This window comes from Pseudomonas sp. WS 5051 (assembly GCF_012985715.1).
GTDB lineage: Bacteria > Pseudomonadota > Gammaproteobacteria > Pseudomonadales > Pseudomonadaceae > Aquipseudomonas > Aquipseudomonas bubulae.
This window is the reverse complement of the sequence record NZ_JAAQWV010000009.1, coordinates 122,688-148,246: the sequence shown is the minus strand read 5'-3', so window position 1 is coordinate 148,246 and position 25,559 is coordinate 122,688. Positions and strand designations below refer to the sequence as shown.

At 59.5% G+C, this 25,559-nt stretch carries 23 protein-coding genes; 11 read left to right on the top strand and 12 right to left on the bottom strand.

Annotated elements, in window-relative coordinates; translation table 11 throughout:
• Nucleotides 1-66: 66 nt before the first annotated feature.
• A complete protein-coding gene (locus tag HBN79_RS16135; RefSeq protein ID WP_095025580.1) occupies nt 67-1,821 on the top strand; it encodes an ATP-binding protein in 1,755 nt (584 codons plus the stop codon).
• A gap of 3 nt (nt 1,822-1,824) precedes the next feature.
• Nucleotides 1,825-3,159: a sigma-54 dependent transcriptional regulator gene (locus tag HBN79_RS16130; protein ID WP_095019414.1), complete on the top strand. Its 1,335-nt coding sequence runs from the start codon at nt 1,825-1,827 to the stop codon at nt 3,157-3,159.
• A 49-nt stretch (nt 3,160-3,208) separates the two neighbouring features.
• Here the strand turns inward: HBN79_RS16130 and HBN79_RS16125 are convergent, their stop codons facing one another.
• Together HBN79_RS16125 and pobA are read right to left on the bottom strand one after the other, a co-directional pair.
• The gene (locus tag HBN79_RS16125; protein WP_095019413.1) at nt 3,209-4,726 is read right to left on the bottom strand and encodes an MDR family MFS transporter; all 1,518 of its coding nucleotides are present in this window, start codon (nt 4,724-4,726) and stop codon (nt 3,209-3,211) included.
• 57 nt (nt 4,727-4,783) lie between these two features.
• Nucleotides 4,784-5,968 (bottom strand): 4-hydroxybenzoate 3-monooxygenase, encoded by a 1,185-nt coding sequence (pobA, locus tag HBN79_RS16120; RefSeq protein WP_095003052.1) that lies wholly within the window; start codon nt 5,966-5,968, stop codon nt 4,784-4,786.
• Nucleotides 5,969-6,141: 173 nt separating this feature from the next.
• Between pobA and HBN79_RS16115 the strand changes: the two genes are divergently transcribed.
• Nucleotides 6,142-7,023 carry a helix-turn-helix domain-containing protein gene (locus HBN79_RS16115; protein ID WP_169916884.1) on the top strand — a complete coding sequence of 294 codons (882 nt, stop codon included), beginning with the start codon at nt 6,142-6,144 and terminating at the stop codon, nt 7,021-7,023.
• Nucleotides 7,024-7,410: 387 nt separating this feature from the next.
• Here the strand turns inward: HBN79_RS16115 and HBN79_RS16110 are convergent, their stop codons facing one another.
• On the bottom strand, nt 7,411-8,316 hold the full coding sequence (locus HBN79_RS16110) for a LysR family transcriptional regulator (protein WP_169916883.1): 906 nt from the start codon (nt 8,314-8,316) through the stop codon (nt 7,411-7,413).
• Between the two features lie 112 nt (nt 8,317-8,428).
• On the opposite strand from HBN79_RS16110, the gene HBN79_RS16105 reads away from it, so the two are divergent.
• Nucleotides 8,429-9,313, top strand: coding sequence for an MBL fold metallo-hydrolase (locus tag HBN79_RS16105; protein WP_095003049.1), 885 nt, complete (start codon nt 8,429-8,431; stop codon nt 9,311-9,313).
• A gap of 29 nt (nt 9,314-9,342) precedes the next feature.
• On the top strand, nt 9,343-9,960 hold the full coding sequence (locus HBN79_RS16100; protein ID WP_095020927.1) for an NAD(P)-dependent oxidoreductase: 618 nt from the start codon (nt 9,343-9,345) through the stop codon (nt 9,958-9,960).
• Between the two features lie 3 nt (nt 9,961-9,963).
• Here the strand turns inward: HBN79_RS16100 and HBN79_RS16095 are convergent, their stop codons facing one another.
• Together HBN79_RS16095 and HBN79_RS16090 are read right to left on the bottom strand one after the other, a co-directional pair.
• On the bottom strand, nt 9,964-11,016 hold the full coding sequence (locus HBN79_RS16095) for a Fic family protein (protein ID WP_095003047.1): 1,053 nt from the start codon (nt 11,014-11,016) through the stop codon (nt 9,964-9,966).
• 142 nt (nt 11,017-11,158) lie between these two features.
• On the bottom strand, nt 11,159-12,043 hold the full coding sequence (locus HBN79_RS16090; RefSeq protein WP_095003046.1) for a LysR substrate-binding domain-containing protein: 885 nt from the start codon (nt 12,041-12,043) through the stop codon (nt 11,159-11,161).
• Nucleotides 12,044-12,154: 111 nt separating this feature from the next.
• On the opposite strand from HBN79_RS16090, the gene HBN79_RS16085 reads away from it, so the two are divergent.
• Nucleotides 12,155-13,786: a 5-guanidino-2-oxopentanoate decarboxylase gene (locus HBN79_RS16085; RefSeq protein ID WP_169916882.1), complete on the top strand. Its 1,632-nt coding sequence runs from the start codon at nt 12,155-12,157 to the stop codon at nt 13,784-13,786.
• Here the strand turns inward: HBN79_RS16085 and HBN79_RS16080 are convergent.
• Nucleotides 13,781-14,710, bottom strand: a complete 930-nt coding sequence (locus HBN79_RS16080; RefSeq protein ID WP_095003044.1) for an AraC family transcriptional regulator — start codon at nt 14,708-14,710, stop codon at nt 13,781-13,783. The genes HBN79_RS16085 and HBN79_RS16080 overlap by 6 nt on opposite strands.
• 319 nt (nt 14,711-15,029) lie before the next feature.
• Here HBN79_RS16080 and HBN79_RS16075 point away from each other — a divergent pair, with 319 nt between their 5' ends.
• Both HBN79_RS16075 and HBN79_RS16070 read left to right on the top strand, forming a co-directional pair.
• Nucleotides 15,030-15,344, top strand: a complete 315-nt coding sequence (locus tag HBN79_RS16075) for an antibiotic biosynthesis monooxygenase family protein (RefSeq protein WP_095003043.1) — start codon at nt 15,030-15,032, stop codon at nt 15,342-15,344.
• A gap of 34 nt (nt 15,345-15,378) precedes the next feature.
• Nucleotides 15,379-15,612 (top strand): hypothetical protein, encoded by a 234-nt coding sequence (locus HBN79_RS16070; protein ID WP_095003042.1) that lies wholly within the window; start codon nt 15,379-15,381, stop codon nt 15,610-15,612.
• Here the strand turns inward: HBN79_RS16070 and HBN79_RS16065 are convergent, their stop codons facing one another.
• The 6 genes from HBN79_RS16065 to HBN79_RS16040 form a co-directional block, all read right to left on the bottom strand.
• Nucleotides 15,613-16,233, bottom strand: coding sequence for a flavin reductase family protein (locus HBN79_RS16065; protein WP_169916881.1), 621 nt, complete (start codon nt 16,231-16,233; stop codon nt 15,613-15,615).
• A gap of 188 nt (nt 16,234-16,421) precedes the next feature.
• Nucleotides 16,422-16,718 (bottom strand): hypothetical protein, encoded by a 297-nt coding sequence (locus tag HBN79_RS16060; RefSeq protein WP_095003040.1) that lies wholly within the window; start codon nt 16,716-16,718, stop codon nt 16,422-16,424.
• Between the two features lie 629 nt (nt 16,719-17,347).
• Complete coding sequence (locus tag HBN79_RS16055; RefSeq protein ID WP_095019406.1) at nt 17,348-18,670, bottom strand: MFS transporter; 1,323 nt, start codon at nt 18,668-18,670, stop codon at nt 17,348-17,350.
• 259 nt (nt 18,671-18,929) lie between these two features.
• Nucleotides 18,930-19,751 (bottom strand): ATPase, encoded by an 822-nt coding sequence (locus HBN79_RS16050; protein WP_095019405.1) that lies wholly within the window; start codon nt 19,749-19,751, stop codon nt 18,930-18,932.
• Nucleotides 19,752-19,780: 29 nt separating this feature from the next.
• Nucleotides 19,781-20,779, bottom strand: a complete 999-nt coding sequence (locus tag HBN79_RS16045; RefSeq protein WP_095003037.1) for an NAD(P)-dependent oxidoreductase — start codon at nt 20,777-20,779, stop codon at nt 19,781-19,783.
• Between the two features lie 38 nt (nt 20,780-20,817).
• Nucleotides 20,818-21,714, bottom strand: coding sequence for a LysR family transcriptional regulator ArgP (locus HBN79_RS16040; protein ID WP_130871925.1), 897 nt, complete (start codon nt 21,712-21,714; stop codon nt 20,818-20,820).
• 103 nt (nt 21,715-21,817) lie between these two features.
• Between HBN79_RS16040 and HBN79_RS16035 the strand changes: the two genes are divergently transcribed.
• The 3 genes from HBN79_RS16035 to HBN79_RS16025 all read left to right on the top strand — a co-directional run bounded on the left by HBN79_RS16035 (nt 21,818) and on the right by HBN79_RS16025 (nt 25,517).
• The gene (locus HBN79_RS16035) at nt 21,818-22,420 is read left to right on the top strand and encodes a LysE/ArgO family amino acid transporter (RefSeq protein WP_095003035.1); all 603 of its coding nucleotides are present in this window, start codon (nt 21,818-21,820) and stop codon (nt 22,418-22,420) included.
• A gap of 205 nt (nt 22,421-22,625) precedes the next feature.
• Nucleotides 22,626-23,222 (top strand): Fe-Mn family superoxide dismutase, encoded by a 597-nt coding sequence (locus HBN79_RS16030; protein WP_095003034.1) that lies wholly within the window; start codon nt 22,626-22,628, stop codon nt 23,220-23,222.
• Between the two features lie 243 nt (nt 23,223-23,465).
• A complete protein-coding gene (locus HBN79_RS16025) occupies nt 23,466-25,517 on the top strand; it encodes a GGDEF domain-containing phosphodiesterase (RefSeq protein WP_095003033.1) in 2,052 nt (683 codons plus the stop codon).
• Nucleotides 25,518-25,559 lie beyond the last annotated feature (42 nt).

Genomic DNA, 25,559 nt, shown 5'->3' with positions numbered 1-25,559 from the left:
GCCCTGTGGCCGCGGGATACGCCCGCCATGCTATCGTGCGCGCCCCTGTTCGAACGGTTTGCCACCATGCCTGTGACGTCTCGCGCCCTGCGTCTGGCGCTGTATTGCCTGTTGATCCTGGCCGGAGCCATTCTGGCTGGCGGCTGGGCGATGCGTCAGGCCAAACAGCACGCACTGGAAGAGAGCGCCAGGCGCGGGCCTGAACAATTGAGCCTGTATGCCAATTCGCTGTACACGGTGATCGAACGCTATCGCGCCCTGCCAGCCGTACTGGCACTGGACCCGGAGTTGTCGGACGCACTGGCGCACCCCATGACGCCGCAGGTGCAGGCGCTGCTCAACCGCAAGCTGGAACGTATCAACGGTGCAGCACAATCTTCGACACTGGAGTTGCTCGACAGCACCGGCCTGGCAGTAGCCGCCAGCAACTGGAACACGTCCAATAGTTACGTCGGTCACAACTACGCGTTCCGCCCGTATTTCAGCCAGACACGCAGCCAGGGTACCGGCAGCTTTTATGCCGTGGGCGTAACCAGCGGCATACCGGGTTACTTTATGTCCAGCGCGGTACAGGGTGCTGACGGCCGGTTTCTGGGCGCCATGGTGGTCAAACTGGAGTTTCCGGAACTGGAGCGCGAGTGGAGCCACGGCAGCGACACGCTGCTGGTCAGTGACAACCGGGGCATTGTATTTATTGCCAATCAGCCCGGCTGGCGCTATCGCCACCTGCGCGAGCTGAACGACCGCGACCGCAGCGCCATCAGCGTGACGCGACAATACGACAAGCAACCGCTAACGCTGATGACCTCGCAGACCTTGCACAGTTTTGGTGACAACAGCTACCTGAGCCGCGTCAATGGCCCGCAGGGCCAGGCTGACTACCTGTGGGGCTCGCAACCCCTGAACATCGAGGGCTGGACGCTGCACTTGCTGCGTCGCCCGGCAATACCGGCCGAAGACAGCCGCAATGCCGCCCTGGCGGCAATCGGCCTGTGGCTGACGCTGGTATTTCTGGGGCTGTTTTTACTCCAGCGCTGGCGGCTCGCCCGTTTGCGCCAGCGCAATCGGGCAGAACTTGAACAACTGGTCGAGGCCCGTACCCGGGATCTGCGCACCGCCCAGGATGGCCTGGTGCAATCCGCCAAACTGGCGGCGCTGGGGCAAATGTCAGCGGCGCTGGCCCATGAAATCAACCAGCCCCTCACCGCCCAGCGCATGCAGCTGGCGACCTTGCGCCTGTTGCTCGATCACGGTCGTATCGATGACGCCTACAAAGCCCTGGAACCCCTGGAGCAGATGCTCACACGTATGGCCGCCCTCACCGGCCACCTGAAAACCTACGCCAGGCAAAGCCCCAGCGGCCTGCGTGAAAAACTGGATCTGGCTAATGTGGTGGATCAGTCCCTGCAGCTGCTGGAGCCGCGCCTGAAGGACGAACAGATCGACTTGCGCGTCAATCTGCAGCGTCCGGCCTGGGTGCGTGGCGACGCAATTCGCCTGGAGCAGGTACTGATCAACCTGCTGCGCAATGCCCTGGACGCCATGGGCGACAAACCGCGTAAACACCTTGAGATCCGTATCGAAGCCGACCAGCAACTGTGGCGCCTGACCGTCACTGACAGCGGCGGCGGAATTGCCGATGAATATTTGGGTAAAATTTTCGACCCGTTCTTCACCACCAAACCCGTGGGCGATGGATTAGGCTTGGGCCTGGCGGTGTCATACGCCATTGTTCATGAAATCGGTGGTCGCCTGACTGCTTGCAATCACGTTGATGGCGCGCAATTCACGCTGACACTGCCCATCGCACAGGAATCTTGAGACATGCTCAACTCGGTGATCGTGGTCGATGATGAGGCCAGTATTCGCAATGCCGTCGAACAGTGGCTGAGCTTGAGCGGCTTTGACGTGCAGCTTTTCAACAACGCCGAAGACTGTCTGCACCGGTTGCCTGCGCATTTTGCCGGAGTGATTGTCAGCGATGTGCGCATGCCGGGCATGGGCGGCCTGGCCCTGCTGACCCGGTTGCAGCAACTGGACGCGGATTTGCCGGTGATCTTGCTGACCGGCCATGGCGATGTACCCATGGCAGTAGAAGCCATGCGTGATGGTGCCTACGACTTTCTGGAAAAGCCCTTCAGCCCCGAAGCCCTGCTCAGCAGCCTGCGCCGCGCGCTGGAAAAGCGCCAACTGGTACTGGAAAACCGCCGCTTGCATGAGCAGGCAGACCTGCGTGAGCAGATCGACGGGCGCCTGCTTGGGGTATCGCGCAGCTTGCAGACCTTGCGCCGTCAGGTCCTGGAACTGGCGCCTCTGCCCGTCAATGTGTTGATTCGCGGCGAGACCGGCAGCGGCAAGGAGCTGGTCGCCCGCTGCCTGCATGATTTTGGCCCACGTGCCGACAAGCCCTTTGTGGCCCTCAACTGCTCGGCAATCCCCGAGCAACTGTTTGAAGCCGAATTGTTCGGCCATGAAAGCGGCGCCTTTACCGGCGCCCAGGGCAAGCGCATCGGCAAGCTGGAGTACGCCGATGGTGGCACCTTGTTTCTGGATGAAATCGAAAGCATGCCACTGGCCCAGCAAGCCAAACTGCTGCGAGTGCTGCAGGAGCAAAAACTCGAGCGTCTGGGCTCCAACCAGAGCATCAACGTGAACTTGCGGGTGGTTGCCGCCACCAAACCCGACCTGCTCGACGAAGCCCGCGCCGGACGCTTTCGTGAAGACCTGGCCTATCGCCTGACCGTGGCCGAATTACGCCTGGCGCCGCTGCGTGAGCGGCGCGAGGATATTCCCTTGTTGTACGACGCCTTTTCACGCAATGCCGCTGAACGCCTGGGGCGCAGTGCACAAGTGCTGAGCGGCCCGCAGCTGTCGCGTCTGCTCAGCCATGCCTGGCCAGGCAATGTGCGCGAGCTGGCCAACGTAGCCGAGCGGGATGTGCTGGGTTTGGGCGAGCCGCAATTGCCCGACACCGACGCGGGGCAATCACTGGTGGCGCAACAGGAAGCCTTCGAGGCGCAGTGCCTGCGCGCGGCGCTGACCCGGCATAAAGGTGATATCAAGGCAGTGCTCAATGAGCTGCAGCTGCCGCGACGTACCCTGAATGAGAAAATGCAACGCCACGGGTTGGCGCGTGAAGCATTTTTAAGTGCCGAATAAACCACCCCCCTGGCCTTTCGGGAGAGGGACGCGGGGCTTTTGTTCAGCCCTAGCGCGCCTTGTCCTCACGCCCGCGCAGTACCTGGTCGGGCATCGCCAGCGCCGCCGCCAGCCCCAGCAATGACACTGCCGCACTGATGCTCAACAGATGACGGAAGGTCAGCAGCAGTTCTGCTCTCAGGCTTTGCAGCGCCGGCCCCTGAACCGCGCTCAGACTGTCGAGCAGTACATTGCCCGAGCTGCCTTCGCCAATCAGCGGCTGGCCCATGACCGGTACCGGTAACGAGTCATGCAGCAATGCCAGCAGCAGGGCCGACATCAAGGCCACCCCCATCGCCCCGCCCAGGGCACGAAACAGGTTGGTGGTGCTGGTCGCCACGCCAATATCATGCTGTTGCACCGAGTTCTGCGCGCCCACCAGCGACGTCGGGAACTGCATGCCGGAAGCTATCCCGCTGAACAGCATAAACACCCCGCTCAACAACTCGGCGCCGGGCGGGCTGAATGCCATGCCCAAAATGGACAGGGGCATCAGCGCCGCCCCGCTCAAGATCATCGGTTTGTAGCGCCCGGTTACCGAAGTCATGCGACCGGCAAAATAAGCCCCCATCGGCAACCCGATGGCCAGCGGCAACAGGTGCAGGGCCGCGCTGTCGGCACCGGCGCCAGTGATGCTCTGATAGCGCAGCGGCATCAACACAATCAGCGAAATAGCCTGAAAACTGGTGAAAAATACCGTGCACCAGCACAGCACCGCATGGCGGTTGGCAAACAGGTGCATGGGCAGCAACGGCTCTGGCGTGCGCCGTTCATGCCAGACAAACAGCGCCAGGGCGATCAGCGCCACCACCAGAAAGCCTGCGACCTGTTGGTCATGCCAGCTTTGGCCCTGACCGATAAAGGTGATGCTCAGCAGCAGTGAAGTCAGGCCCAGGATCATCAACATAGTGCCCAGGTAGTCAATCACGGGTTTGCGCTGCGGCACCGGCAGGCCGACCAGGGTACGGTGGGAGATCCACCAGGCCGCCAGCCCCAGCGGCAGGTTGATCAGGAATACCCAGCGCCATGACAGGTACTCGGTCATATAACCGCCCAGCACCGGCCCGGCAACGCTGGCCAGGGCATACATGCTGCTGAAGTACCCCTGGTAGCGGCCGCGTTCACGGGGCGGGACGATATCGCCGATGATCGCCTGGCTGACAGAAATCATCCCGCCGGCGCCAATGCCCTGAATGATCCGCGCCAGCACCAACTGCTCCATGTTCTGTGCCAGCCCGCAAAACAGCGAAGCCAGGGTAAACAGGCCCATGCCGAACAGCATCAGGCGGCGGCGCCCGTACAGGTCACCGAGCTTGCCGTAGATCGGCACCGCCACGGTCATGGCCACCATATAGCCGGAAATCACCCACGCCAGCTGGCTGACATCCTTGAACTGGGCGGAAATGGCGGGCATGGAGACGGCGACGATGGTCTGATCCAGCGCCCCCAGAAAAATCGCCAGCATCAGGGCAATCAAAATGCTGCGAATGGCCGGTTTGGCCTGGGGAGGCTGGTTCAGACTGGTCACGTGAACACCTGTAGGCGAAGCTTGTATCGGATGGCCCTCAGTGTACTCGATAGGATCCTATTCGATAGCTTCGTAAGGGAGCCCGACGTAATTTTCTGCAATGGTGGTGCGGCCTGCCTCGGAGTCGACGAAATACGCCAGCTCGCTGTCAGTAATGCGCTGGCTGAAGCCGTCGCTGTCCGGAAAACGGTGCAACATCGAGGTCATCCACCACGAGAAGCGCTCGGCCTTCCAGATACGCCGCAGGCACACCTCGGAATAGCGCTCCAGCAAGTCGGTGCGGCCCTCGGTGTAGACCTTGCACAACATAGTGAACAGGGTGCTGACATCGCTGGCCGCCAGGTTCAAACCCTTGGCCCCGGTCGGCGGCACGATATGAGCGGCATCCCCCAGCAGAAACAGGCGCCCGTACTGCATCGGCTCAACGACAAAACTGCGTAGCGGCGCGATACTTTTCTCGAGGGAAGGCCCGGTCACCAGGCGTTCGGCCAGAGCCGTGGGCAGGCGGGTTTTCAGCTCGTCCCAGAAGCGCTGGTCGGACCAGTCCTCGACCTTCTCCCCAGCAGGAACCTGCAGGTAATAACGGCTACGGCTGGCCGAGCGCTGACTGCACAGGGCAAAACCGCGCTCGTGGCGGGCATACACCAGTTCGTCATTGACCGGTGGAGTGTCGGCCAATACACCGAGCCAGCCGAAGGGATACACCCGTTCGAAAATTTTCAGTACATCACTCGGAATCGACTGGCGCGCCACCCCGTGAAAACCATCGCAGCCCGCAATGTAATCGCAGTCCAGGCGCCAGCTTTCGCCCTCTTTATCGAAGGTGACATAAGGTGTATCGGTTTTCATATCGTGGGGCTGGACGTTGCTGGCGCTGTAAAGGGTTTGTGCGCCGACGGCCTCGCGAGCGTCCATCAGGTCGCGGGTGACTTCGGTCTGGCCATAGACCATCACGGTCTTGCCGCCGGTCAGGCCCTTGAGGTCGATATGCACCTGGCGATCATCCAGCGCCAGCTCAAAGCCCGCATGCACCAACCCTTCGGCGTCCATGCGCTGGCTGACACCGGCCTGGCGCAACAGGTCGACCATGCCTTGCTCCAGCACCCCGGCGCGAATCCGCCCGAGGACATATTCGCCGGTCTGGCGCTCGATGATGACGTTATCAATCCCGGCGTTGTGCAGCAGTTGGCCAAGCAGCAGCCCTGAAGGACCGGCACCGATAATAGCGACTTGAGTTCTCATTATTGTTGTCTCTCGCAGACTCGACCCCAAGGGGTGAGTAGATTCTTATAGGTTAGTGCCTGTATTTTTCGCTTGCGAGAGCAGCAATTGAAGGTGATAACCCTGGGATTACCGGTACTTTTCGCCAATCAGTGCGATTATCGGCCGACGATACGACAACAGGTACGACGCCAATGATGCCTTCAGTCCCGGTGTTCAAGCTTTATGGCGAGCAGCAAGACCGGCTTGGCCCCGATCTGCTGCACTGCGAAACCATATCGCTGCGCAGCCGCGTCCACGATTGGGAGATCCGCCCGCACAGGCACGCCGACCTGTGCCAGTTGCTCTATGTCCACCAGGGTCGGGCGCAGGTTGAGGTCGAGGGGCAGCGCCATATCCTGGAGCAATCGGCGGTTCAGGTTATCCCGCCTTTGTGCGTGCACGGGTTTGAGTTTTCGCCCAACGTAGAAGGCTTTGTCCTGACCCTGGCCGCGCCGTTGGTGGCGCAGTTGCAAGCCCAGCTGGGCGACAACATCAGTCTGTTGCAGCGGGTCGCCAGTTACCCCGCAGGCAAGGACGGTGATTACCTCAACAACCTGTTCAGTGAGCTGCAAAGCGAATACGACAGCGTACGCCCTGCCCGCGAAATGCTGCTGCAGTCGCTGGTCAGCGTGCTGTTGGTGTGGGTGGCACGCCAGGTGCTCCAGCGGCGTGAGGCGCGACAGTTGCTACCACGGGGGCACGAGTATCTGGGCCTGTTCAATCAACGGGTCGAGGCGCAGTTTCGCCAGCAGCCCAGTGTTGAGCAGTTGGCACATCAGGTGGGCATTTCAGTGGCGCACTTGAACAGCATCTGCCGCGAGCTGGCGGGACAGTCGGCGTTGCAGATCATTCACCAGCGGTTGTTATTGGAGGCCAAGCGTCATTTGATTTATACACCGATGACCATCAGCGAAGTGGCTGATAGCCTGGGTTTTGCAGATCCGGCGTACTTTGCGCGGTTTTTCCGACGCCTGAGTGGGACATCACCCAGTACTTTTCGAACCGGGCGGACTGACATAATCAGCCCGCCCTGACACTCCGGGGCATCCTACCTCAGAGCGCTGAACATGGCATTGCAGTGCGCGCCATTGCAACTGGCGATCAATCCGGCTGCCTGGCGGGTTTGCTCGGCGCGGTAGCAAGCGCTAGCAAACAGGACAGCGGCAGCGAAAACGATAAAAACAGTCATACATGTTGTTTTTGTTTTGGTAGTCATGGCATTGGCTCCCTTGACGTCACAGCTTTGAGGCTAGTTCAGACACAGGTTCTTGCCATGCCAGTTGTACGAGTGGTCGTGCCCGATTTCATCCTTCAAATGGACTAGACATATAATTCCTGTAGCCGCTGCAGCGAGGGAAAACTGCACTTGTGGGAGCGAGCAGGCTCGTTCCCACAATAGGGCTTGATCTGCAACAGCGTATCTATAGATATTTATCCCACACCGGTTCGTCGGTAAAGCGCTCGGCGAGGAAGTCGAGCATGCTGCGCAGCGTGGCCGGCATATGTTTACGTGAGGCGTACACCGCGTAGATGTTCATCAGGCGCGGTTCTGCTTCGGGCAACAGGCGCACCAGCTCACCGCGCTGTACAAACACCCTGGCCTGATAGCTGGGCAGCAGCGAAATTCCCGCGCCAGCCAGTGTGGCACTCAACAGGGTGCTGGCTTCATTGGCGCTGATATTGCCCTGCACCGGTACCGACACCTCCTCTCCCCCGCAGGTGAAATGCCACATGCTCTTGCCGTAGTAGGAGTGGGTCAGGCAGTTGTGCCCACTAAGGTCATCGACCTGCTGCGGCGCCGAGTGTTGGCGTAAATAGGCCGGGGATGCGCACAGCACCGAGCGACAAACGGTCAGCTTGCGGGCAATCAGGCTCGGATCCAGGTCATTGCTGGTACGAATTGCCAGGTCGATGCGTTCATCCACCAGGTTCACGGTACGATCGAGCATCTGCAGGTCGATGCTGACCTGGGGGTAAAGCCGTACGTAGTCGGTGACTGCCGCCGCCAATTGCGCCTGGGCGAACGAGGTGCTGACGCTGATGCGCAACAGCCCCCGCGGCGCATCACTGGGCACCTCCACCGCGGCCTGCATGTCGTCGGCCAGTTCCAGCAACTGCCGGCAGCGCGGCAGGGTTTCATTGCCCGCTGCCGTCAGACTCAGCTTGCGCGTGGTGCGGTGCATCAGGCGTGCGCCCACCCACTCTTCAAGTTCGGCCAGGTAACGCGACACCACGGGGCGCGACAGATCCAGGTGGTCGGCTGCCGCAGACTGGCTACCGAGGTCGACGACGGTGACAAACACCCGCATTGCAATAAGACGATCCATGATCTGCCCGATATCTGAAACAAACAATGTTCAAGCATCGCATTTTTAGTTCGCGATCGGGCAACTAAGCTCTGTCCATCGCCAACCCTGGCCACTGATTCAGGAATCACCCATGAGCGGATTTTCCACCCTTCGCCGTTTTGCCCTCAGCGCTGCAATGCTGGGTTTTGCAGCCCATGCGGCGGCGGCCCCGGCGCCTTTGACCCTTGACGTGTACAACCCCGGTGCAGCGGCGATTTTCCCGGTTTCTTCGGTGCTGATCAGTGGTGACAAGGACGCCATCCTGGTCGATGCCCAGTTTGGCAAGGCCCAGGCCCGCCAGGTGGTCGACAAGATTCGCGCCAGCGGCAAACACCTGACCACCATCTATATCAGCCACGGCGACCCGGACTACTACTTCGGCCTGGAGACCCTGACCCAGGCGTTCCCTGACGCCAAGGTGGTGGCCCCGGGGCCGGTGGTTGAGCATATCAACCAGACCAAAGACGCCAAGCTGGCGTTCTGGGGCCCGCAGATGGGGGCCGACATGCCGCAACAGTTGATCGTGCCGCAGGTGCTCAAGGGCAACACCCTGGACCTTGAAGGGCGTGAACTGGATATCGTCGGCCTGAGCGGACGTCAACCGGACCGCACCTTTGTGTGGATCCCTTCCATCAAGGCGGTGGTGGGCGGGGTGGTAGTCGCCGACAACCTGCACGTATGGATGGCCGACACCCAGACACCGCAATCGCACAAGCAATGGCTGGCCACCCTTAAACGTATCGACAGCCTGCAACCGAAAATCGTGGTACCGGGCCATTACCTGGGTGACAGCGACCGCTCGTTGAAAGCGGTGTACTTCACCCGCGACTACATCAAGGCGTTTGACGAAGAGGCGCTCAAGGCCCGCAACTCGGGCGAATTGATAGCGGCCATGAAAAAACGCTACCCGGACCTGGGCGAAGAATCTTCGCTGGAACTGAGTGCCAAGGTGGCCAAAGGCGAAATGAAGTGGTGAACGCTACTACCTACTCACTGGAGAATATCATGAGCAAAATCGCAATCATCGGGGCTACCGGTCGTGCCGGCAGCCAACTGCTGGAAGAAGCCCTGCGTCGTGGTCACAGCGTCACGGCCATTGCCCGCAATGCCTCGAAAAAACTGGGTGAGCGTACGGGAGTGGTGGTCAAGGATGTCGATGTCAACAACGCCCAGGCCTTGCAGGACGCCGTTGCTGGCCATGATGTGGTGCTCAGCGCCGCGCATTTCTCGACCCTGCCGGCCTCGGCCATTATCGAGCCGGTAAAAAAAGCCGGGGTCAAACGCCTGCTGTTTGTGGGCGGTGCAGGCTCACTGTTGCTGCCGGGTGACACCAAAGTCATCGACAGCCCGGGCTTCCCCGACGAATACCGGCCTGAAGCCACGGCAGGCGGCGTCTACCTTGACACCTTGCGCGGCGAAAAAGACCTGGACTGGAGCTTCCTGTCACCCTCGGCCGAATTTGTCGAAGGCGAACGCACGGGCAAGTTCCGTCTGGGCAGCGACCGCCTGCTGATCAACAGCGAAGGCAAAAGCTGGATCAGCTTCGCCGACTTTGCCATCGCCATGCTCGATGAGGTCGAACAGCCCAAGCATTCCCGCCAGCGCTTTACGGTGGGGTATTAAGTTTCAGGGTACGGGGCGATTGCGCCATTTCGCGCTTCGCCCCTTGCCGGTGGACTCAATCAAACCTTCGGATTTCAAAGCGCGTAACACCAGGCGCACCGTGTCTCGGCTCGTACCGGGGCATGCCTGCTCAATCTCGCTGATTGAAAAGGGCAGTGAACGGTTCAGTACGGCTATGCGAACGCGGCTGCTCTTGTTACCGTACTTTTTCTCAATGGTTCCAACCCGCGCTTCAAACTCTTTATAGGCTTTGATCAGCGCGCCCCAAAAGTAATTGAGCCAAGGCCCTGCATCGTGAGTGCCTGAATGCCAATTAACAGAGCTGGCCTCCAGGGTTTCGTAATAGCTCTCCTTGCTGTCTTCAAAAATCCGCTCAAGGCTGATGAAACGGCCTACGACGTAATCAAACTGATAGAGCAGCAAGAGAGTCAGCAGGCGTGCAACGCGACCGTTGCCGTCTGCAAAGGGGTGGATACACAAAAAGTCCAAAACACACAACGGAACCAAAACCAGTGGATCGGCAAGTTTTTGCTGATTTGCGCTGTAATAGCGGCTTAGCAGATCACTCATGGCCATCGGCGTCAGATGAGCGGGAGTGGGTGTGAATCTCACCCTGAGACTACCATCAGGATGACGCTCGATGATGTCGTTGTTGGTTGATTTCCAGCTGCCTCCCTCTTGTGGCAAGTATCGATAAAGAATCGTATGTAACTGGCGTACCGTGCCTTCCGAGAAAGGCATGGCATCGCAGGCTTCGTGTATCAGCGACAGCGCATCCCGATAGCCGGCAACTTCCTGCTCGGAGCGACTTTTAGGCTGGGCATTTTTGATCATCAAGGATTTCAGGCGGCTGGGCGAAACGATTACGCCCTCCAGACGGCTGGATGATTCTGCGGACTCAATTACTGCCTGCTGCTTGAGATCTGCGAGCGCTTCTGCCGATTGGGCGACAAACAGCTTTTGCTTGCCCCTGTACTCGCCCAGCGCCCTCAGGGTTGAAAGCTGCAGGCCGTCAAAGCGAAGTTGGGTCAGATGTTCGACGGTGAGCGAGTGCATAAACGTCCTTAAATAGGGTAATCCAAAGGATTAAATGGGGCTTTATTGACTGTTTTTACCCCATTTACTCAAGAAATACCCCCTTTAAACTGTTACAGCGATTTTTTCCGCACCAGGAGAAATTGGCTGTATCGATACAGGGTTAATCCGTGCAGCGCGTCTGCTCCACCAGCCAGTCCAGCAACTCGCGCAACGGCGCTGACGCCTCGTGGCGTGGTGAGCACACCAGCAGGTAGGCGGCGCCGGTACGCACTTTGAAATCGAAAGGCATGGCCAGTCGGCCTGCCTTGAGGTCGTCGCCAATCAATGACCAGTCGCCTATCGCAACACCGTTGCCCTGGGCGGCAACGGTCATGGCCAGGTCCAGGGTGTCGAAGTACTGGCTCTTGCGGATCGCCGACACCTCGCCCCCCGCCGCATTCAGCCACTGGGTCCAGTCCTGCTGGTCTCGGCTGGGATGTAGCAGGGTGTGCTGCGTCAGATCGCCCAGCTGGTTGATGGCATCGCGACCCTCCAGCAGCTGCGGGGCACACACCGGGGTCAGTTGTTCGTCAAACAGGTGCCTGCCCTGTCGCTTGGGCCCTGGCTGCGGGCTGTACACCACTGCCGCATCAAACGCCTCACGGCGAAAATCCACCCCGTGCTGCACACTACTGGTCAGTTCCACCGGCACATCCGGGCGCAATGTTTGCCAATGCAGCAATTTGGGTAGCAGCCAGCGCAGCATGCAGGTGGGTGCCTTGATCTGCAGCGGGGTACGGCGAATGCTGGCGTACTCCACGGCCTCGCCAATCAGGTCGAATACCTGTTCGATACGCGGGTACAGCGCCTGGCCCTGCTCGGTCAGGCTCAGGCCACGGGCCTGGCGGTGGAACAGCGGGTAACCCAGATGCTCTTCCAGCCCGGCAATTTGTCGGCTCACCGCCCCTTGGGTGATATGCAACTGTTCGCCGGCACGGGTGAAGTTGCAGCACTGGGCCGTGATCAAAAACGTATGCAGCGCAGGAAGTGGTGGAAGGCGTTTCATCAATGGTCAGCCATGAGTCCAGGACATGGCTAGTATGAGCACGTTTGCGTTGTGCGTACCACAGCCGGCCGTTTCAATGGTCTTTTCCAGAACAAAAAAGGAACAGGACACATGGCGACGTGCGGCGAAGTATTGGTCAAGTTGCTGGAGGCGTACGGAGTCGAACAGGTGTTCGGCATTCCGGGAGTGCATACCGTTGAGCTGTATCGAGGGCTGGCCGGTTCGACGATCAACCACATCACCCCGCGTCATGAGCAGGGTGCTGGCTTTATGGCCGACGGCTATGCCCGCACCAGCGGCAAACCGGGGGTGTGTTTTATCATCACCGGGCCGGGAATGACCAATATCACCACCGCAATGGGCCAGGCCTATGGCGACTCGATCCCGATGCTGGTGATTTCCAGTGTGCAGTCGCGCAGCCAACTGGGCGGCGGGCGCGGCAAGCTGCACGAGCTACCGAACCAGAGCGCGCTGGTGGCCGGGGTGGCGGCGTTTTCCCATACGCTGATGTCGGCGACGGAACTACCAGGCGTACTGGCCCGGGCCTTTGCCCTGTTTCAGGCCGGCCGACCGCGGCCGGTGCATATTGAAATACCTCTGGACGTGCTGGTGGAGAATGCCGACGCCCTGCTCGCCAGCCTGCCGGTGAGCATTGCCCGCCCCGGCGCCGCGCCTGCTGCCATTGAACAGATGGGCCAGCTTCTGGCCCAGGCCAAACACCCGCTGATTCTGGCGGGTGGCGGCGCCATCGATGCAGCGCCAGCCCTGTTGCAACTGGCCGAGCGACTGGGCGCGCCGGTGGCCCTGACCATCAACGCCAAGGGCATGCTGCCCTCCTCTCACCCGCTGTTGATCGGCTCGACCCAAACCCTGGTCGCCACCCGCGCGCTGGTGGCCGAAGCGGATGTGGTGCTGGCTATCGGCACCGAGTTGGCCGAGACCGATTACGATGTGACTTTTGCTGGCGGCTTCGAGATCCCGGGCGCGTTGCTGCGTATTGATATCGACCCGGACCAGACCGTACGCAATTACCCGCCGACCCTGGCGCTGGTGGCCGATGCCAACCTGGCGAGCGAGGCATTAGTGGCAAGTCTGGCGCAGTTGCCAGCACGGGATCCGCAGTGGGGTGCTGTGCGGGTCAGCCGTCTGCAGACGCAGTTGGCCACCGAATGGGATGCCCCGACCCGCGCCCAGACGCGTTTTTTGCAGGCGGTTTTCGATGTTCTACCGGATGCCGTGTGCGTCGGCGATTCGACTCAGCCGGTGTACACCGGCAACCTGACGTTTAACCCCGAGCAGCCACGGCGCTGGTTTAACTCATCGACCGGCTACGGCACCCTCGGCTACGCCCTGCCCGCGGCAGTGGGGGCCTGGCTGGGGCGGCGGGCCAATGGCAAAACGGGTGGCCCGGTGCTGTGCCTTATTGGTGATGGCGGACTGCAATTTACCCTCGCCGAACTGGCCAGCGCAGTGGAAGCGCAAACCCCGATCATCGTGCTGCTGTGGAATAACCAGGGCTATGGTGAGATCAAAAAATACATGCTCAATCGCGCCATCGAACCCGTGGGGGTCGATATCTACACCCCGGACTTTATCGCTGTGGCCAAGGCGCTGGGCTGCGCCGCGCAGGTGGTCGAGGGCGAGGCGCAATTGCGCGCCGCCCTGGCCAGTGCCGCCGACCGCCAGGGGCCAAGCGTGATTGAAATCGACGAGGCGCGCTGGCAAGAATTGCTGACGCTATAGGCTCATGCGCAGGCGCGCCAGGTCTCGAACCGGGGGCGCGCCAAACTGGCGGCTGTACTCGCGGCTGAACTGCGACGGGCTTTCGTAACCCACACGGTAACCCGCCGCCGAGGCATCGAGCCCCTCGCTGAGCATCAGTCGCCGGGCTTCGTTGAGACGCAACTGCTTTTGGTACTGCAACGGACTCATGGCGGTCATGGCCTTGAACCTGTGGTGCAAGGTCGACACGCTGAGATTGGCTTCGCGCGCCAGGCTGTCGATACGAAGCGGCTGCTCAAAGTTGCCGTTAAGCCAGGAAATAGCTCGGCTGACGCGATGGTTCTGGCTGTTCTGGCTGGCGATTTCATACAAGCGATAGCCCTGGGGGCTGCGCAACAACCGATACAGAATCTCACGGCGAATCAATGGCGCCAGCATGGCAATGTCTTTGGGTGTGTCGAGCAGACGTGTCAGACGCAAGACTGCGTCGAGCATCGGCTGGTCTATAGGCTCAACATACAGCCCGCGCCCGGTGGGTCGCGACGGCACGCCCAGGGGGCCGGCATCGCTGATCAACGTGGTGATTTCCACCGGATCGATATCCAGGCGCAAGGCCAGTACCGGGTGTTCGGGGGAGATTTCCAGCACCCGGCCACTGATCGGCATCGACACGGACACCACCAGATAATTGAGCGGGTCGTAGGCAAAGTACTCGTCCGCCAGACGCACCTCCTTGCGCCCCTGGGCCATGATGCACAGCGCGGGTTTTGGCAGGCTGGGAGCGAAATCGCTGGGATGACTGTGGCGCGACACAAACAGCGCGTCGACACCGGTGGTGAACGAACCGTCTTGCGGGGCATGGCGAAAAATCAGGTCAGCCAGTTCCACGCGCTGTTTTTCAAGCGCGGGCTCGAGCGCGGGTCGCGGCGGTTCCAGCAGTGACATGGGTTGCATCCTCATCAAAGCAACAGGGCAGGCACAGCTTAAGTTTGTGCAAGGCCAAGGGGTAGCTGATTTCTGTCGTTGTCTTGCCTGATCCTGTCATTGCCTGAAGGAACAGGCCTGCCCAAGCCGTTACAGACGCTTGACCTTGCTCGAAACCCTGATGAACTGGCCCTTTGCCCGATGATGCCATGAGGCAGCGGTTCGGTGCGCTTTTGCAGAATCGTGCAAGCCTGGGGCAGGAATCGACTAACGGCGTACAGGGGCCGGCCCCTAAGCTTTGAACCTCCCCCCAACACCACTTTGCTTTGTGGAGGCCTGCATGCCCCAGCTTAATGCCGTCAGTCATTTGACACTGGTTCGCGCCCGCGCAGGGTGTTCGGCCCGGGTCGAGGCTTGCCTGAGCCAGTTGATCGAACCGACGCTCCAGACCCCCGGCTGCCTGCACTTTGCCTTGCAGCATTGTGATAACGACCCGCAGCTGTGGCAGGTGGCGGGCTACTGGCAGGATGAACCCTCGATGCTCGCGTATTTCAATTCATCGCTTATGGAAATATACGGCGCGCTGGTGCACCAGCAAGTGGTGGACAGTCTCGATTTTCAGACCTTCAGCGATGTGGGCGGGCTGAACAGGTAGAATGCCGGTTTTTCCATAGGCCGGGAGTTGAAGCATGGCGCGTAAAGAATTTGCACAGTTTGAAGCGGTATCAGCTGTAGTTCCGGTTGAGCCCGGCGTTTATCACGCAGCGATTGCGGTCAAAGCCTTGTACGAAGGTGGAGCGCCGCGCTTTCACAAAATTCTCACCGAGCACACCTTCAAGACTGCGACCGCCGCCGATGCCGCCGCGGCCGAGCAACTTGAAGCCCTGCAAGGCGTCACTGATGACGCCGAACTGGTTTGGTAATCAGCGTGGGCGATGCATTTTGAACAGTGCTTCAGGGCCCAGCTGGAAGTAGTCCGCCGGGCCGCCACCACGCAGGATCGGTTCGGCGGCCGCGGTATCGTAAATCCCGTCCTTGAGCAGGTGCCTGGCAATATGCACCGCCACCACCTCCCCCAGAATCAGCCAGCTCGGCACCAGTTCCTTGTCTGCCCGTTGCAACTGAATGATCTGGGTGACCTTGCATTCGAACGACACCGGCGTCTCGGCCACCCGTGGCACGCTGATCACCCGTGACGGTACGGTGCTCAGCCCGGCCAGCTCGAACTCATTGACCTCGGGCCCAACCATGGCACAGCTCTGGTTCATGGCTTCGGCCAGCGGCCGGGTGGCGAGGTTCCAGACAAACTCGCCGGTTTGTTCAATGTTATTGAGACTGTCTTTGCGGCCCACACTGCAAAACCCGATGATCGGCGGGATGTAGTTGAACGCGTTGAAAAAACTGTAAGGCGCAAGGTTCAGACGGCCCTGGACATCCTGTGACGAAATCCAGCCGATAGGTCGCGGGCCGACTATGGCATTGAACGGATCATGGGGCAGGCCGTGGCCCTGGGAAGGTTCATAGAAATGGATATCGTCATGCATGGGAAGTGTCCGCAAACGGCTGAGATAGAGGGCCTATAGTGCAAGGCATTTGCCGGGATTACAAAAGCTTGCGAGGTTTTGTAGCAACTGCCGTAGGAACGAGGCTGCTAAGGATTGGATCTCCACTGTCTTACCCCCAAAAACGACTAAGCCCGGCCAAGGCCGGGCTGGAGTGCCTGATTCAGGTGTTAGCTGAAGTGGGCGCCGTGAGTGCGATCGTAGCCATCAGCAGCGAAGGTGTCCGATTTGGTACGGCTGAAACCGTCTTCTGCAAAGGTGGCCGAGCCGGTTTTGTCGTAGCCGTCCTCTGCAAACGTAGCCGAACCTGTGCGGTCATAACCGTCAGCAGCAACTGCAGCAGAACCTGTACGGCTGTAGCCATCTTCAGCAAAGCTCGACGAATGGGTTTTATCGAAACCATCGGCGGCAAAAGCGTTGAAGGCCAGGGCAGAAAAAGCAGCAGCGAGGATAAGTTTGGTTTTCATGATAAAGCTCCTTGTTTCGTGTTTGGGGTGTTCAGTGGGTATGGGTTTAAGACTACGCCGATTAATTTGATTAAAAAGCGCAAAAAATAGCGCCAAAGAATCGATTAATTCGATATATAAGTCCGCGCCGAACCAGGCTCTTGACGACGTCCAGCTCCCGGTGGGGCGGCACACATGTTCTGCCGGCCATAGAGGTGTTGCTGAGATTGATAGTGGGCTAACAGAATTAACTGACTATTAATTCAAATAAATCGCACTCACAGACAGGCTTTCATCAGTCCATTACCCATTTTTTGCTGCGCGAGCACCCGTCTTCGCCGGCAAAAAAGCCGGTACCCAAACGGCTTTGTACCCCTCGAGAACTGGAGCCTGGAATGAACGAACTTCCTCAGTTCACCTTGGCGTTTTGGGTGATAAAAGTTTGCGCCACGGCTTGGGAACTGCCTTGGGTGACTACCTGGCGGATGATTCGGAGCTGGATTTCGGCACCATCGGCCCTTGGCGGGTACTGGCGGGGATATTGGTGGCCATGATCGCCGGGAGGCGGATCTGAAAAGCAAACAGGCCGGCCAATTGGCCAGCCTGTCAAATAGCAGTATCGGCTAACCCCTGTGGGAGCGGGTGGGCTGTCAGTCAGTCTCGATGCGCGAGTGCTTGCGGGTGTCTTTCATGGTGGCGTACACCGCCAGCGAGCAGGCAATACAAGCTGTCACGTACCAGTAGTAACCGGTTTCCATACCTGCACTCTTGAACCACAGAGCGATATATTCAGCTGTACCGCCGAAGATCGACACGGTCAGTGCGTAAGGCAAACCAACACCCAGTGCGCGAATTTCCGTGGGAAACAGTTCCGCTTTCACCACGGCGTTGATCGAGGTGTAGCCACTGACAATAATCAGCGCGGCCATGATCAGGAAGAACGCACCCCACCAGGTGGTAATGGTGTGCAGAGTGGTCAGGATCGGTACGGTAAACAGGGTACCCAGTACACCGAAGGCGATCAGGATCGGACGACGGCCGATCTTGTCGGAAAGCGCGCCCACCAGCGGCTGAATGCACATGAACAGAAACAGCGTGGCGGCCGAGATGGTGGTGGAATCCGAGATGCTCATGCCCACCGTGTTCACCAGGTACTTCTGCATATAGGTGGTGTAGGTGTAGAACGCCAGCGTGCCGCCCATGGTCAGGCCAACTACGGTCATCAGCTCTTTGGGGTGGCGCAGCAGGGTGCGCATGGCGCTTTCTTTAGGCTTGACCCTGGTTTTTTTGAACGACTCGGTTTCTTCCATGCCTCGACGCAGATACAGCGCGACCACGGCACACAGGGCGCCGATCACGAACGGTACGCGCCAGCCCCAGCTGTACAGTTGCTCTTCGGTGAGGGTCTGTTGCAGCACGATCAGCACGCCCAAAGCGATAAGCTGCCCCGAGATCAGGGTTACATACTGGAAGCTCGAGAAGAAACCGCGACGTTCCTTGGTCGCCATTTCACTCAGGTAAGTGGCCGAGGTGCCGTATTCGCCACCCACCGACAGGCCCTGCAGCAAGCGGGCGAAGACCAGCAGGATAGGCGCCCACACGCCGATGGTTTCGTAACCCGGCGACAGGGCAATTACCAGCGAACCGAAGCACATCAACAGGACCGAAGCCATCAGCGCGGCCTTGCGGCCTTTGCGATCCGCGTACAGGCCCATTAGCCAGCCGCCGATCGGGCGCATCAAAAAGCCCACGGCGAAGATCGCGGCGGTGTTGAGCAGTTGTGCGGTGGTGTCGCCCTTGGGGAAGAAGGCCTTGGCGAAGTACAGCGAAAACGCGGCGTAAACGTACCAGTCGTACCACTCGACCATATTGCCGACGGAACCGCTGAAAATCGATTTGATACGGCTGGAGGTGGTCTTTTCTTTAGGCGCCGCAGACACGGCCCCGGCAGGCAGGGTGCTGGAGTTATCCATTGAATGGATCCTTCTTTCATTGTTTTTTTATAGCGCGTCAAAACGCGAGCTTGCTGGGCTATAGCAGAACTTGTGCCAACGCTTGAGACCACGGTTTACATGGCTTGCGGGAGATGGGTAGGCGGGAATCCGCTGATTTTCAGCGTTGCAATAAGCGGAAATCCGCCGACAGGCACATGCAGGTATGACTGACGCCACACATCAGCCCCCTCTCCCTGCGGGAGAGGGCCGGGGTGAGGGGCAAACCCTCAGCACAGGCTCAAGGTCGAGCGCTGATCTGCTTCTGCAGGTTCTGCATCTGGCTTTGCAGGGTGTTGATGTTGCGCGTCATCTGGGCACGGAACACATCGAACTCGGCAGCATTGGCACCTTGAGCTGGTGCGGGGCGGTTCTCAAGTTCGCTTTTGAGCACGATCATATCCTGCTCCAGGCGCTCCACCGCCGCGCCCGGGTTGCCCTGTTTCTTCAAGGCCGCCACATCCGTGGCCTGTTGGGCGACACCTGCCTTGAGCGTGGCCAGTTCAGTACCCAGACTCTTGATATCGGCTTCGAGCCTGGCCTGGCTTTCTTTCTGGGCAGTCACTTGCATCAACATCGCGGCATTGATTTGCTCAAAGCGCTGATCCAGATCCCCCTGCTGCCCCGCCACCAGCCCTTGCTGACGCTTGCTCTGCTCAAGCAGCTGTTCTTCTAGCTGCTTGATCTGCAACTTCAAGGCTTCGCTGCCATTGTTGATTGTCGATTCACTGGCAACCACCTTGCCGGATATGGCCTGCAGGCGCCCGGCTGCCTCTTCGCTGATACGGGCAAAGCTCTCCTGGGTGGCCACCAACTGCTGCTCCATCAGCGAAATCTGCTGGAAGCTCCACCAGCCCAGCCCGCCAACGGCCACCAGCAAGGCGCAGATCATGGCCCACAAAGGCCCGGTACTCGGACCCTTGACCTTGATCACCGGGGTATTGCGCGAATACACCGTAGTGCGCTCACGGGCACCAAAGCTGGACGCCGGTTCGTCATGGTCATCGGTATCGGCGCGAAGGGTCGGCACATTGTCAAAGTCGTCGCGGGCATCGTTACGCATCGTAAACCTTTAAAAATGGCGGCAAGCGGTTAGCGGTAAGGGGATTCCTGAGCTTTCCACCAACCACAGAATTCATCAAGCGCGGACCACAGACTCACCTTGGGATCGTAGTCGAGGTAGTGCCGGGCGCGGCTGATGTCGAGGGTAAAGTCTTTATCCATGATCTGCACCCCCAAACGCGAGAGTGACGGCTCGGGCTGCCCCGGCCATAACTTGCAGGCAGCTTCGTTAAGCGCGCCACGGCTGTAGGCCGTGGCGTAACCACGATAACGGGTCACTTGCGGCACGTTCATCTGGCGCATCACATAATTGACTACATCCCAATACGGTATCGGCGTGCCATTACTGATGTTGTAGGCCCTGCCCAACGCCGCTGCACTGCTCAACAGGCTGCTCATCAGCGCTTCGTTGAGGTTTTGCATACTGGTGAAATCGACCTTGTTCAGACCGTTGCCAACAATGGCCAGACGACCTTTGCGCTGCTGTTTGATCAATCGCGGGAAGAGGCTCATGTCCCCTGCCCCCGTCACAAAACGCGGGCGCAGGGCAATCACTTCAAGGCCAAACTCCTGGGCACCGAACACCTTCTGCTCCGCCAGGTTTTTAGTGGCGGCAAAAGGGTGCCTGAAGCGCTTGGGCAACTGTTCTTCGGTCAGGTCGGTGTGGTTGCGACCATCGAAGTACAACGCTGCCGATGACAAATGCACCAGGCGCCGCACCCGCTGTTTCAGACAGGCTTCAACTACGTTTTCAGTCACCAGCACGTTGTCGCGGTGGAAGTCCTGATAGCGCCCCCAGGCACCCACGTGCCCCGCACAATGCACCACCGCATCGACATCCACGCACAAGTCGCGCACCAGCAGGCCATCGGTCAAATCACCCGGGATAAATTCAGCGCCGCGTCGCACCAGATGTTCGACACCTTCGGCCCGACGCCCGCTGACCCGTACGTCAAAGCCCTGCTCCAGGGCAAAACGCGCAAAGCGTCCGCCAATGAAGCCGCTTGCGCCGGTGACCAGAATCTTCATCAATCACTCCAAATGCTGTAATTCGTGCTGCTTGCTCTTTAAACGCCGGTTATCAGGCCAAAGGCACTAGCCGAACGCGATAAATGTTCGGTCAGTTGCCCCAGCAGTTGTCCGCCATTGCGCCAATGATGCCAGTACAATGGCACGTCGATGGGCTTATCTGGCAAAAGCTCCACCAGGCTGCCATTTTCCAATTGTTCGCGCACTTGCAGCTCAGGCACCAGCCCCCACCCAAGACCGGCCTCGGTCAAACGAATGAAGCCTTCTGAGGATGGGCACAAATGGTGCTCGAAGCCGCCGTCCACCCCCAGTGCCGCCAGGTAACGATGTTGCAGAAAATCATCCGGGCCAAACACCAGCGCAGGGGTCTTGGGCAACTGCGCAGCGCTGACGCCATCCGGAAAATGCCGGGCGATAAACGCCGGGCTGGCCAGCGCCCGGTAACGCATGGCGCCCAGCAGCACGCTGCGGGCCCCGGCGACCGGCCGTTCACTGGCACACAGGCAGGCAGCCACTTCGCCGGCGCGCATGCGCTTGAGGCCAACGGTCTGATCCTCAACCACAAGGTCCAGCAACAGGTGCTGCTCGGCGCAAAAATCCCCCACGGCCGGCGCCCACCAGGTGGCCAGGCTGTCGGCATTCAAGGCGATGCGCAGGCGCTCGGGCAAACCTTCATCGTCCAGCGCCGGCACCGCACTTTGCAAGTCACGCTCCAGCAAACGCACTTGCTGTACATGGTTGAGCAGGCGCCGGCCGATTTCGGTCGGGCTTGGCGGCGTCGCGCGTACCAGCACCGGCTGGCCGATACGGGCTTCAAGCAATTTGATGCGCTGGGAGATGGCCGATTGGGACAGCCCAAGCACCTGCGCCGCCCGTTCAAAACCGGCCTGTTCCACAACGGCGGCCAGGGCCGAGAGCAACTTATAGTCGAACATCAGTTTTCCTAATGAGCGATCAGCAATATTGGTTTTTCTTATACATCCAAGGGCAGGAGAATAGCCAGCAGCAACCCCGCCTGCAGTACAACGAGTAATCCTTATGTGGCAAAGCTACCTTAATGGCCTGTTGGTCGCGTTCGGCCTGATTATGGCCATCGGCACCCAGAATGCCTTTGTGCTGGCGCAAAGCCTGCGCCGTGAACACCACCTGCCCGTGGCGGCATTTTGCGTCGTGTGCGATGCCCTGCTGGTGGCGGCCGGGGTGTTTGGCCTGGCGACCCTTCTGGCGCAAAACCCGCTATTACTCAGTGTTGCGCGCTGGGGCGGGGCGGTGTTCTTACTCTGGTACGGCACCCAGGCACTGCGCCGGGCGTTTTCCACATCGAGCCTTGAGCATTCTGCCAGCCAGACTGCTCGCTCGCTCAAGGCAGTGATGCTCAGCGCACTGGCCGTCACCCTGCTCAACCCCCACGTTTACCTTGATACAGTGTTGCTGATCGGTTCACTTGGCGCCCAGCAAAGCGTGCCCGGCGCTTATGTGGTGGGCGCGGCCAGTGCTTCGCTGATGTGGTTTTTCACCCTGGCGCTGGGTGCGGCCTGGCTTGCACCGTGGCTGGCACGGCCAAACACCTGGCGTATCCTGGACTTGCTGGTAGCGGTGATGATGTATGCAGTGGCGCTGCAGTTAATTGTTTCAGGCTGAGCATAACCCTGTTCCCACAGGCAAAAAAAAATAGTCCCACATGTGCTGAAACGTCTATCCCACACAGTTGTCGCGTGGTTATGCCGTCACCCCGGTGCTATGATCCTGACCCTGCGCCGCAAAGAGTAAAAACTCATCGGCGCGTGTTTGGCCGCCCGTGATCGGCCTTGCGCTCATCGCAACTGACCTGATTAGGAGAATCATCATGGCTTTCGAATTGCCGCCGCTGCCGTACGCACACGATGCCCTGCAGCCGCACATCTCCAAAGAAACCCTGGAGTTTCACCACGACAAGCACCACAACACCTACGTCGTGAACCTGAACAACCTGGTGCCAGGCACCGAGTTCGAAGGCAAAACCCTGGAAGAGATCGTCAAAACCTCTTCGGGCGGTATCTTCAACAACGCCGCTCAGGTCTGGAACCACACCTTCTACTGGAACTGCCTGGCGCCAAACGCCGGCGGCCAACCGACTGGCGCGCTGGCTGATGCCATCAACGCTGCCTTCGGTTCGTTCGACAAGTTCAAAGAAGAATTCAGCAAGACTTCCATCGGCACCTTCGGCTCCGGCTGGGGCTGGCTGGTGAAGAAAGCTGACGGTTCCCTGGCCCTGGCCAGCACCATCGGCGCCGGCAACCCGCTGACCAGCGGCGACACCCCGCTGCTGACCTGCGACGTTTGGGAACACGCCTACTACATCGACTACCGCAACGTGCGTCCGAAGTATGTAGAAGCGTTCTGGAACCTCGTTAACTGGAAGTTCGTTGCTGAGCAGTTCGAAGGCAAACCCTTCACTGCCTAAGTCTCGCTCCAGATAAAAAAACCCGGCATTGCCGGGTTTTTTTTGGCTTGCTAAAAAGCCCATCCAATCCGGGCCAGCTAGTATGAAAGCGGCGGGAATTTTTCAGGCTGCGCCTCAAGTTCAAGGTGAAGATACCGACACAGTAGCCGTTACAAGCGCTGCACATTGGTCACTTGCACTCTGGCAAAAAATCGTTCACATACAAGGCCACAGGCATTAATGGCAGGAACAGGGAATAGCGCTTTGAAGCGGCAATTCAAAAACAGCTTGTCACTCAAGTTGCTCCGCATCGTGCTGCTTTCAGCAGTGGTCGTTGGAGGCGTGCTGAGCTGCGCACAGATCGTGTTCGACGCCTACAAAGTCCGACAAGCCGTTACGGCAGATGCCGAACGAATCCTCGACATGTTTCGCGACCCCTCAACCCAGGCGCTTTACAGCCTGGATCGCGATATGGCCATGCAGGTTATCGAAGGTCTGTTCCAGGATCCGGCGGTGCGCAAGGCTGCCATCGGCCATCCCAATGAAGCGCCGCTGGCCGAAAAAAACCGCGAGTTGCAAAGCTCATCGAGCCGCTGGGTGACCGACCTGATACTGGGTCAGGAGCACAGGTTCCGCATTCCGTTAGTTGGCCAAGGCCCATACAGCGAGTACTACGGCGACCTGAGCATCACCCTCGACACCGCAACTTACGGTCAGGGCCTGTTGACCGATTCGGCGGTGATGCTGTTTTCCGGCCTGTTGCGCGCTCTGCTCATGGGGCTGGTGTTGTATCTGGTCTATCACTGGCTGCTGACCAAGCCGCTGTCAAAAATCATCGGGCACCTGACCAGCATCAATCCCGATCGCCCCAGCGAACATGTGATCCCTCTGCTCAAGGGCCACGAGCACAACGAGCTAGGGGTGTGGGTCAATACATCCAACCAGTTGCTGGCCTCGATCGAGCGCAACAACCGTTTGCGTCACGAAGCCGAAAGTTCGTTGCTGCGCATGGCCCAGTACGACTTTTTGACCGGCCTGCCCAACCGCCAGCAATTGCAGGGGCAACTGGGCAAGATCCTCACCGATGCCGGCCGCCTGCAACGGCGTGTCGCCGTGCTGTGCGTGGGTCTGGACGACTTCAAGGGCATCAACGAACAGTTTGGTTATCAAACCGGCGACCAGTTGCTCCAGGCCCTGGCCGACCGTTTGCGCGCCCACAGCGGCAGCCTCGGTGCGCTTGGCCGTCTGGGCGGCGATCAATTTGCCCTGGTGCAGGCCCATATCGAACAGCCCTATGAGGCTGCCGAACTGGCCCAGAGCATTCTCGACGACCTCGAATCGCCGTTCAGCCTTGACCAGCAAAATATCCGCCTGCGCGCCACCATCGGCATCACCCTGTTCCCTGAAGACGGCGATACCACCGAGCAGTTGCTGCAAAAAGCCGAACAGACCATGACCCTGGCCAAAAGCTATTCGCGCAGCCGTTATCAGTTTTATATCGCCAGCGTCGACCGCGAGATGCGACGCATGCGCGAACTGGAAAAAGACCTGCGCGAAGCCCTGCTGTGCAACCAGCTTTACCTGGTCTATCAACCGCAGATCCGCTACAGCGATCACCGCGTGGTCGGCGTAGAAGCCCTGCTGCGCTGGCAGCATCCGGAGCACGGCATGGTGCCGCCCGACCTGTTTATTCCGCTGGCCGAGAAAAACGGCAGCATCATTGCCATTGGCGAATGGGCGCTGGACCAGGCCTGCGGCCAGCTGCGCGAATGGCACGACCTGGGTTTCAGTGAATTGCGCATGGCCGTCAACCTGTCCACCGTGCAGTTGCACCACATAGACCTGCCCCGGGTGGTCAACAACCTGCTGCAACGCCACCGCCTGGCCCCGCGCAGCCTTGAGCTGGAAGTGACTGAAACCAGCCTGATGAAAGACATCAGCACCGCTGCCCAGCACCTGCTGAGCCTGCGACGCTCCGGTGCATTGATTGCGATTGATGATTTCGGTACCGGTTATTCATCCCTGAGTTACCTCAAAAGCCTGCCGCTGGACAAAATCAAGATTGATAAAAGCTTTGTGCAGGACCTCATCGATGACGGTGACGATGCCACCATCGTGCGCGCCATCATCCAGCTCGGTAAAAGCCTTGGCATGCAGGTCATCGCCGAAGGTGTCGAAACGGTCGAACAGGAAGCCTATGTGATCGCCGAGGGCTGCCATGAAGGCCAGGGCTACCTGTACAGCAAACCCCTTGGGGCACGGGAGCTGGTGGCTTATCTCAAGCAGGCCCGACGTAACAAGGCCGTCATTATGTAAGTCCTTATTTCGAGATTCACGAAAGACCCGGGGCAGAGCTGA

Excerpts from the sequence above, each read along its gene's own strand:
- HBN79_RS16135 (WP_095025580.1), top strand. The coding sequence starts at position 67 with ATGCCTGTGACGTCTCGCGCCCTGCGTCTGGCGCTGTATTGCCTGTTG.
- HBN79_RS16130 (WP_095019414.1), top strand. The coding sequence starts at position 1,825 with ATGCTCAACTCGGTGATCGTGGTCGATGATGAGGCCAGTATTCGCAAT.
- pobA (WP_095003052.1), bottom strand. The coding sequence starts at position 5,968 with ATGAGAACTCAAGTCGCTATTATCGGTGCCGGTCCTTCAGGGCTGCTG.
- HBN79_RS16115 (WP_169916884.1), top strand. The coding sequence starts at position 6,142 with ATGATGCCTTCAGTCCCGGTGTTCAAGCTTTATGGCGAGCAGCAAGAC.
- HBN79_RS16110 (WP_169916883.1), bottom strand. The coding sequence starts at position 8,316 with ATGGATCGTCTTATTGCAATGCGGGTGTTTGTCACCGTCGTCGACCTC.
- HBN79_RS16105 (WP_095003049.1), top strand. The coding sequence starts at position 8,429 with ATGAGCGGATTTTCCACCCTTCGCCGTTTTGCCCTCAGCGCTGCAATG.
- HBN79_RS16100 (WP_095020927.1), top strand. The coding sequence starts at position 9,343 with ATGAGCAAAATCGCAATCATCGGGGCTACCGGTCGTGCCGGCAGCCAA.
- HBN79_RS16095 (WP_095003047.1), bottom strand. The coding sequence starts at position 11,016 with ATGCACTCGCTCACCGTCGAACATCTGACCCAACTTCGCTTTGACGGC.
- HBN79_RS16090 (WP_095003046.1), bottom strand. The coding sequence starts at position 12,043 with ATGAAACGCCTTCCACCACTTCCTGCGCTGCATACGTTTTTGATCACG.
- HBN79_RS16085 (WP_169916882.1), top strand. The coding sequence starts at position 12,155 with ATGGCGACGTGCGGCGAAGTATTGGTCAAGTTGCTGGAGGCGTACGGA.
- HBN79_RS16080 (WP_095003044.1), bottom strand. The coding sequence starts at position 14,710 with ATGTCACTGCTGGAACCGCCGCGACCCGCGCTCGAGCCCGCGCTTGAA.
- HBN79_RS16075 (WP_095003043.1), top strand. The coding sequence starts at position 15,030 with ATGCCCCAGCTTAATGCCGTCAGTCATTTGACACTGGTTCGCGCCCGC.
- HBN79_RS16070 (WP_095003042.1), top strand. The coding sequence starts at position 15,379 with ATGGCGCGTAAAGAATTTGCACAGTTTGAAGCGGTATCAGCTGTAGTT.
- HBN79_RS16065 (WP_169916881.1), bottom strand. The coding sequence starts at position 16,233 with ATGCATGACGATATCCATTTCTATGAACCTTCCCAGGGCCACGGCCTG.
- HBN79_RS16060 (WP_095003040.1), bottom strand. The coding sequence starts at position 16,718 with ATGAAAACCAAACTTATCCTCGCTGCTGCTTTTTCTGCCCTGGCCTTC.
- HBN79_RS16055 (WP_095019406.1), bottom strand. The coding sequence starts at position 18,670 with ATGGATAACTCCAGCACCCTGCCTGCCGGGGCCGTGTCTGCGGCGCCT.
- HBN79_RS16050 (WP_095019405.1), bottom strand. The coding sequence starts at position 19,751 with ATGCGTAACGATGCCCGCGACGACTTTGACAATGTGCCGACCCTTCGC.
- HBN79_RS16045 (WP_095003037.1), bottom strand. The coding sequence starts at position 20,779 with ATGAAGATTCTGGTCACCGGCGCAAGCGGCTTCATTGGCGGACGCTTT.
- HBN79_RS16040 (WP_130871925.1), bottom strand. The coding sequence starts at position 21,714 with ATGTTCGACTATAAGTTGCTCTCGGCCCTGGCCGCCGTTGTGGAACAG.
- HBN79_RS16035 (WP_095003035.1), top strand. The coding sequence starts at position 21,818 with ATGTGGCAAAGCTACCTTAATGGCCTGTTGGTCGCGTTCGGCCTGATT.
- HBN79_RS16030 (WP_095003034.1), top strand. The coding sequence starts at position 22,626 with ATGGCTTTCGAATTGCCGCCGCTGCCGTACGCACACGATGCCCTGCAG.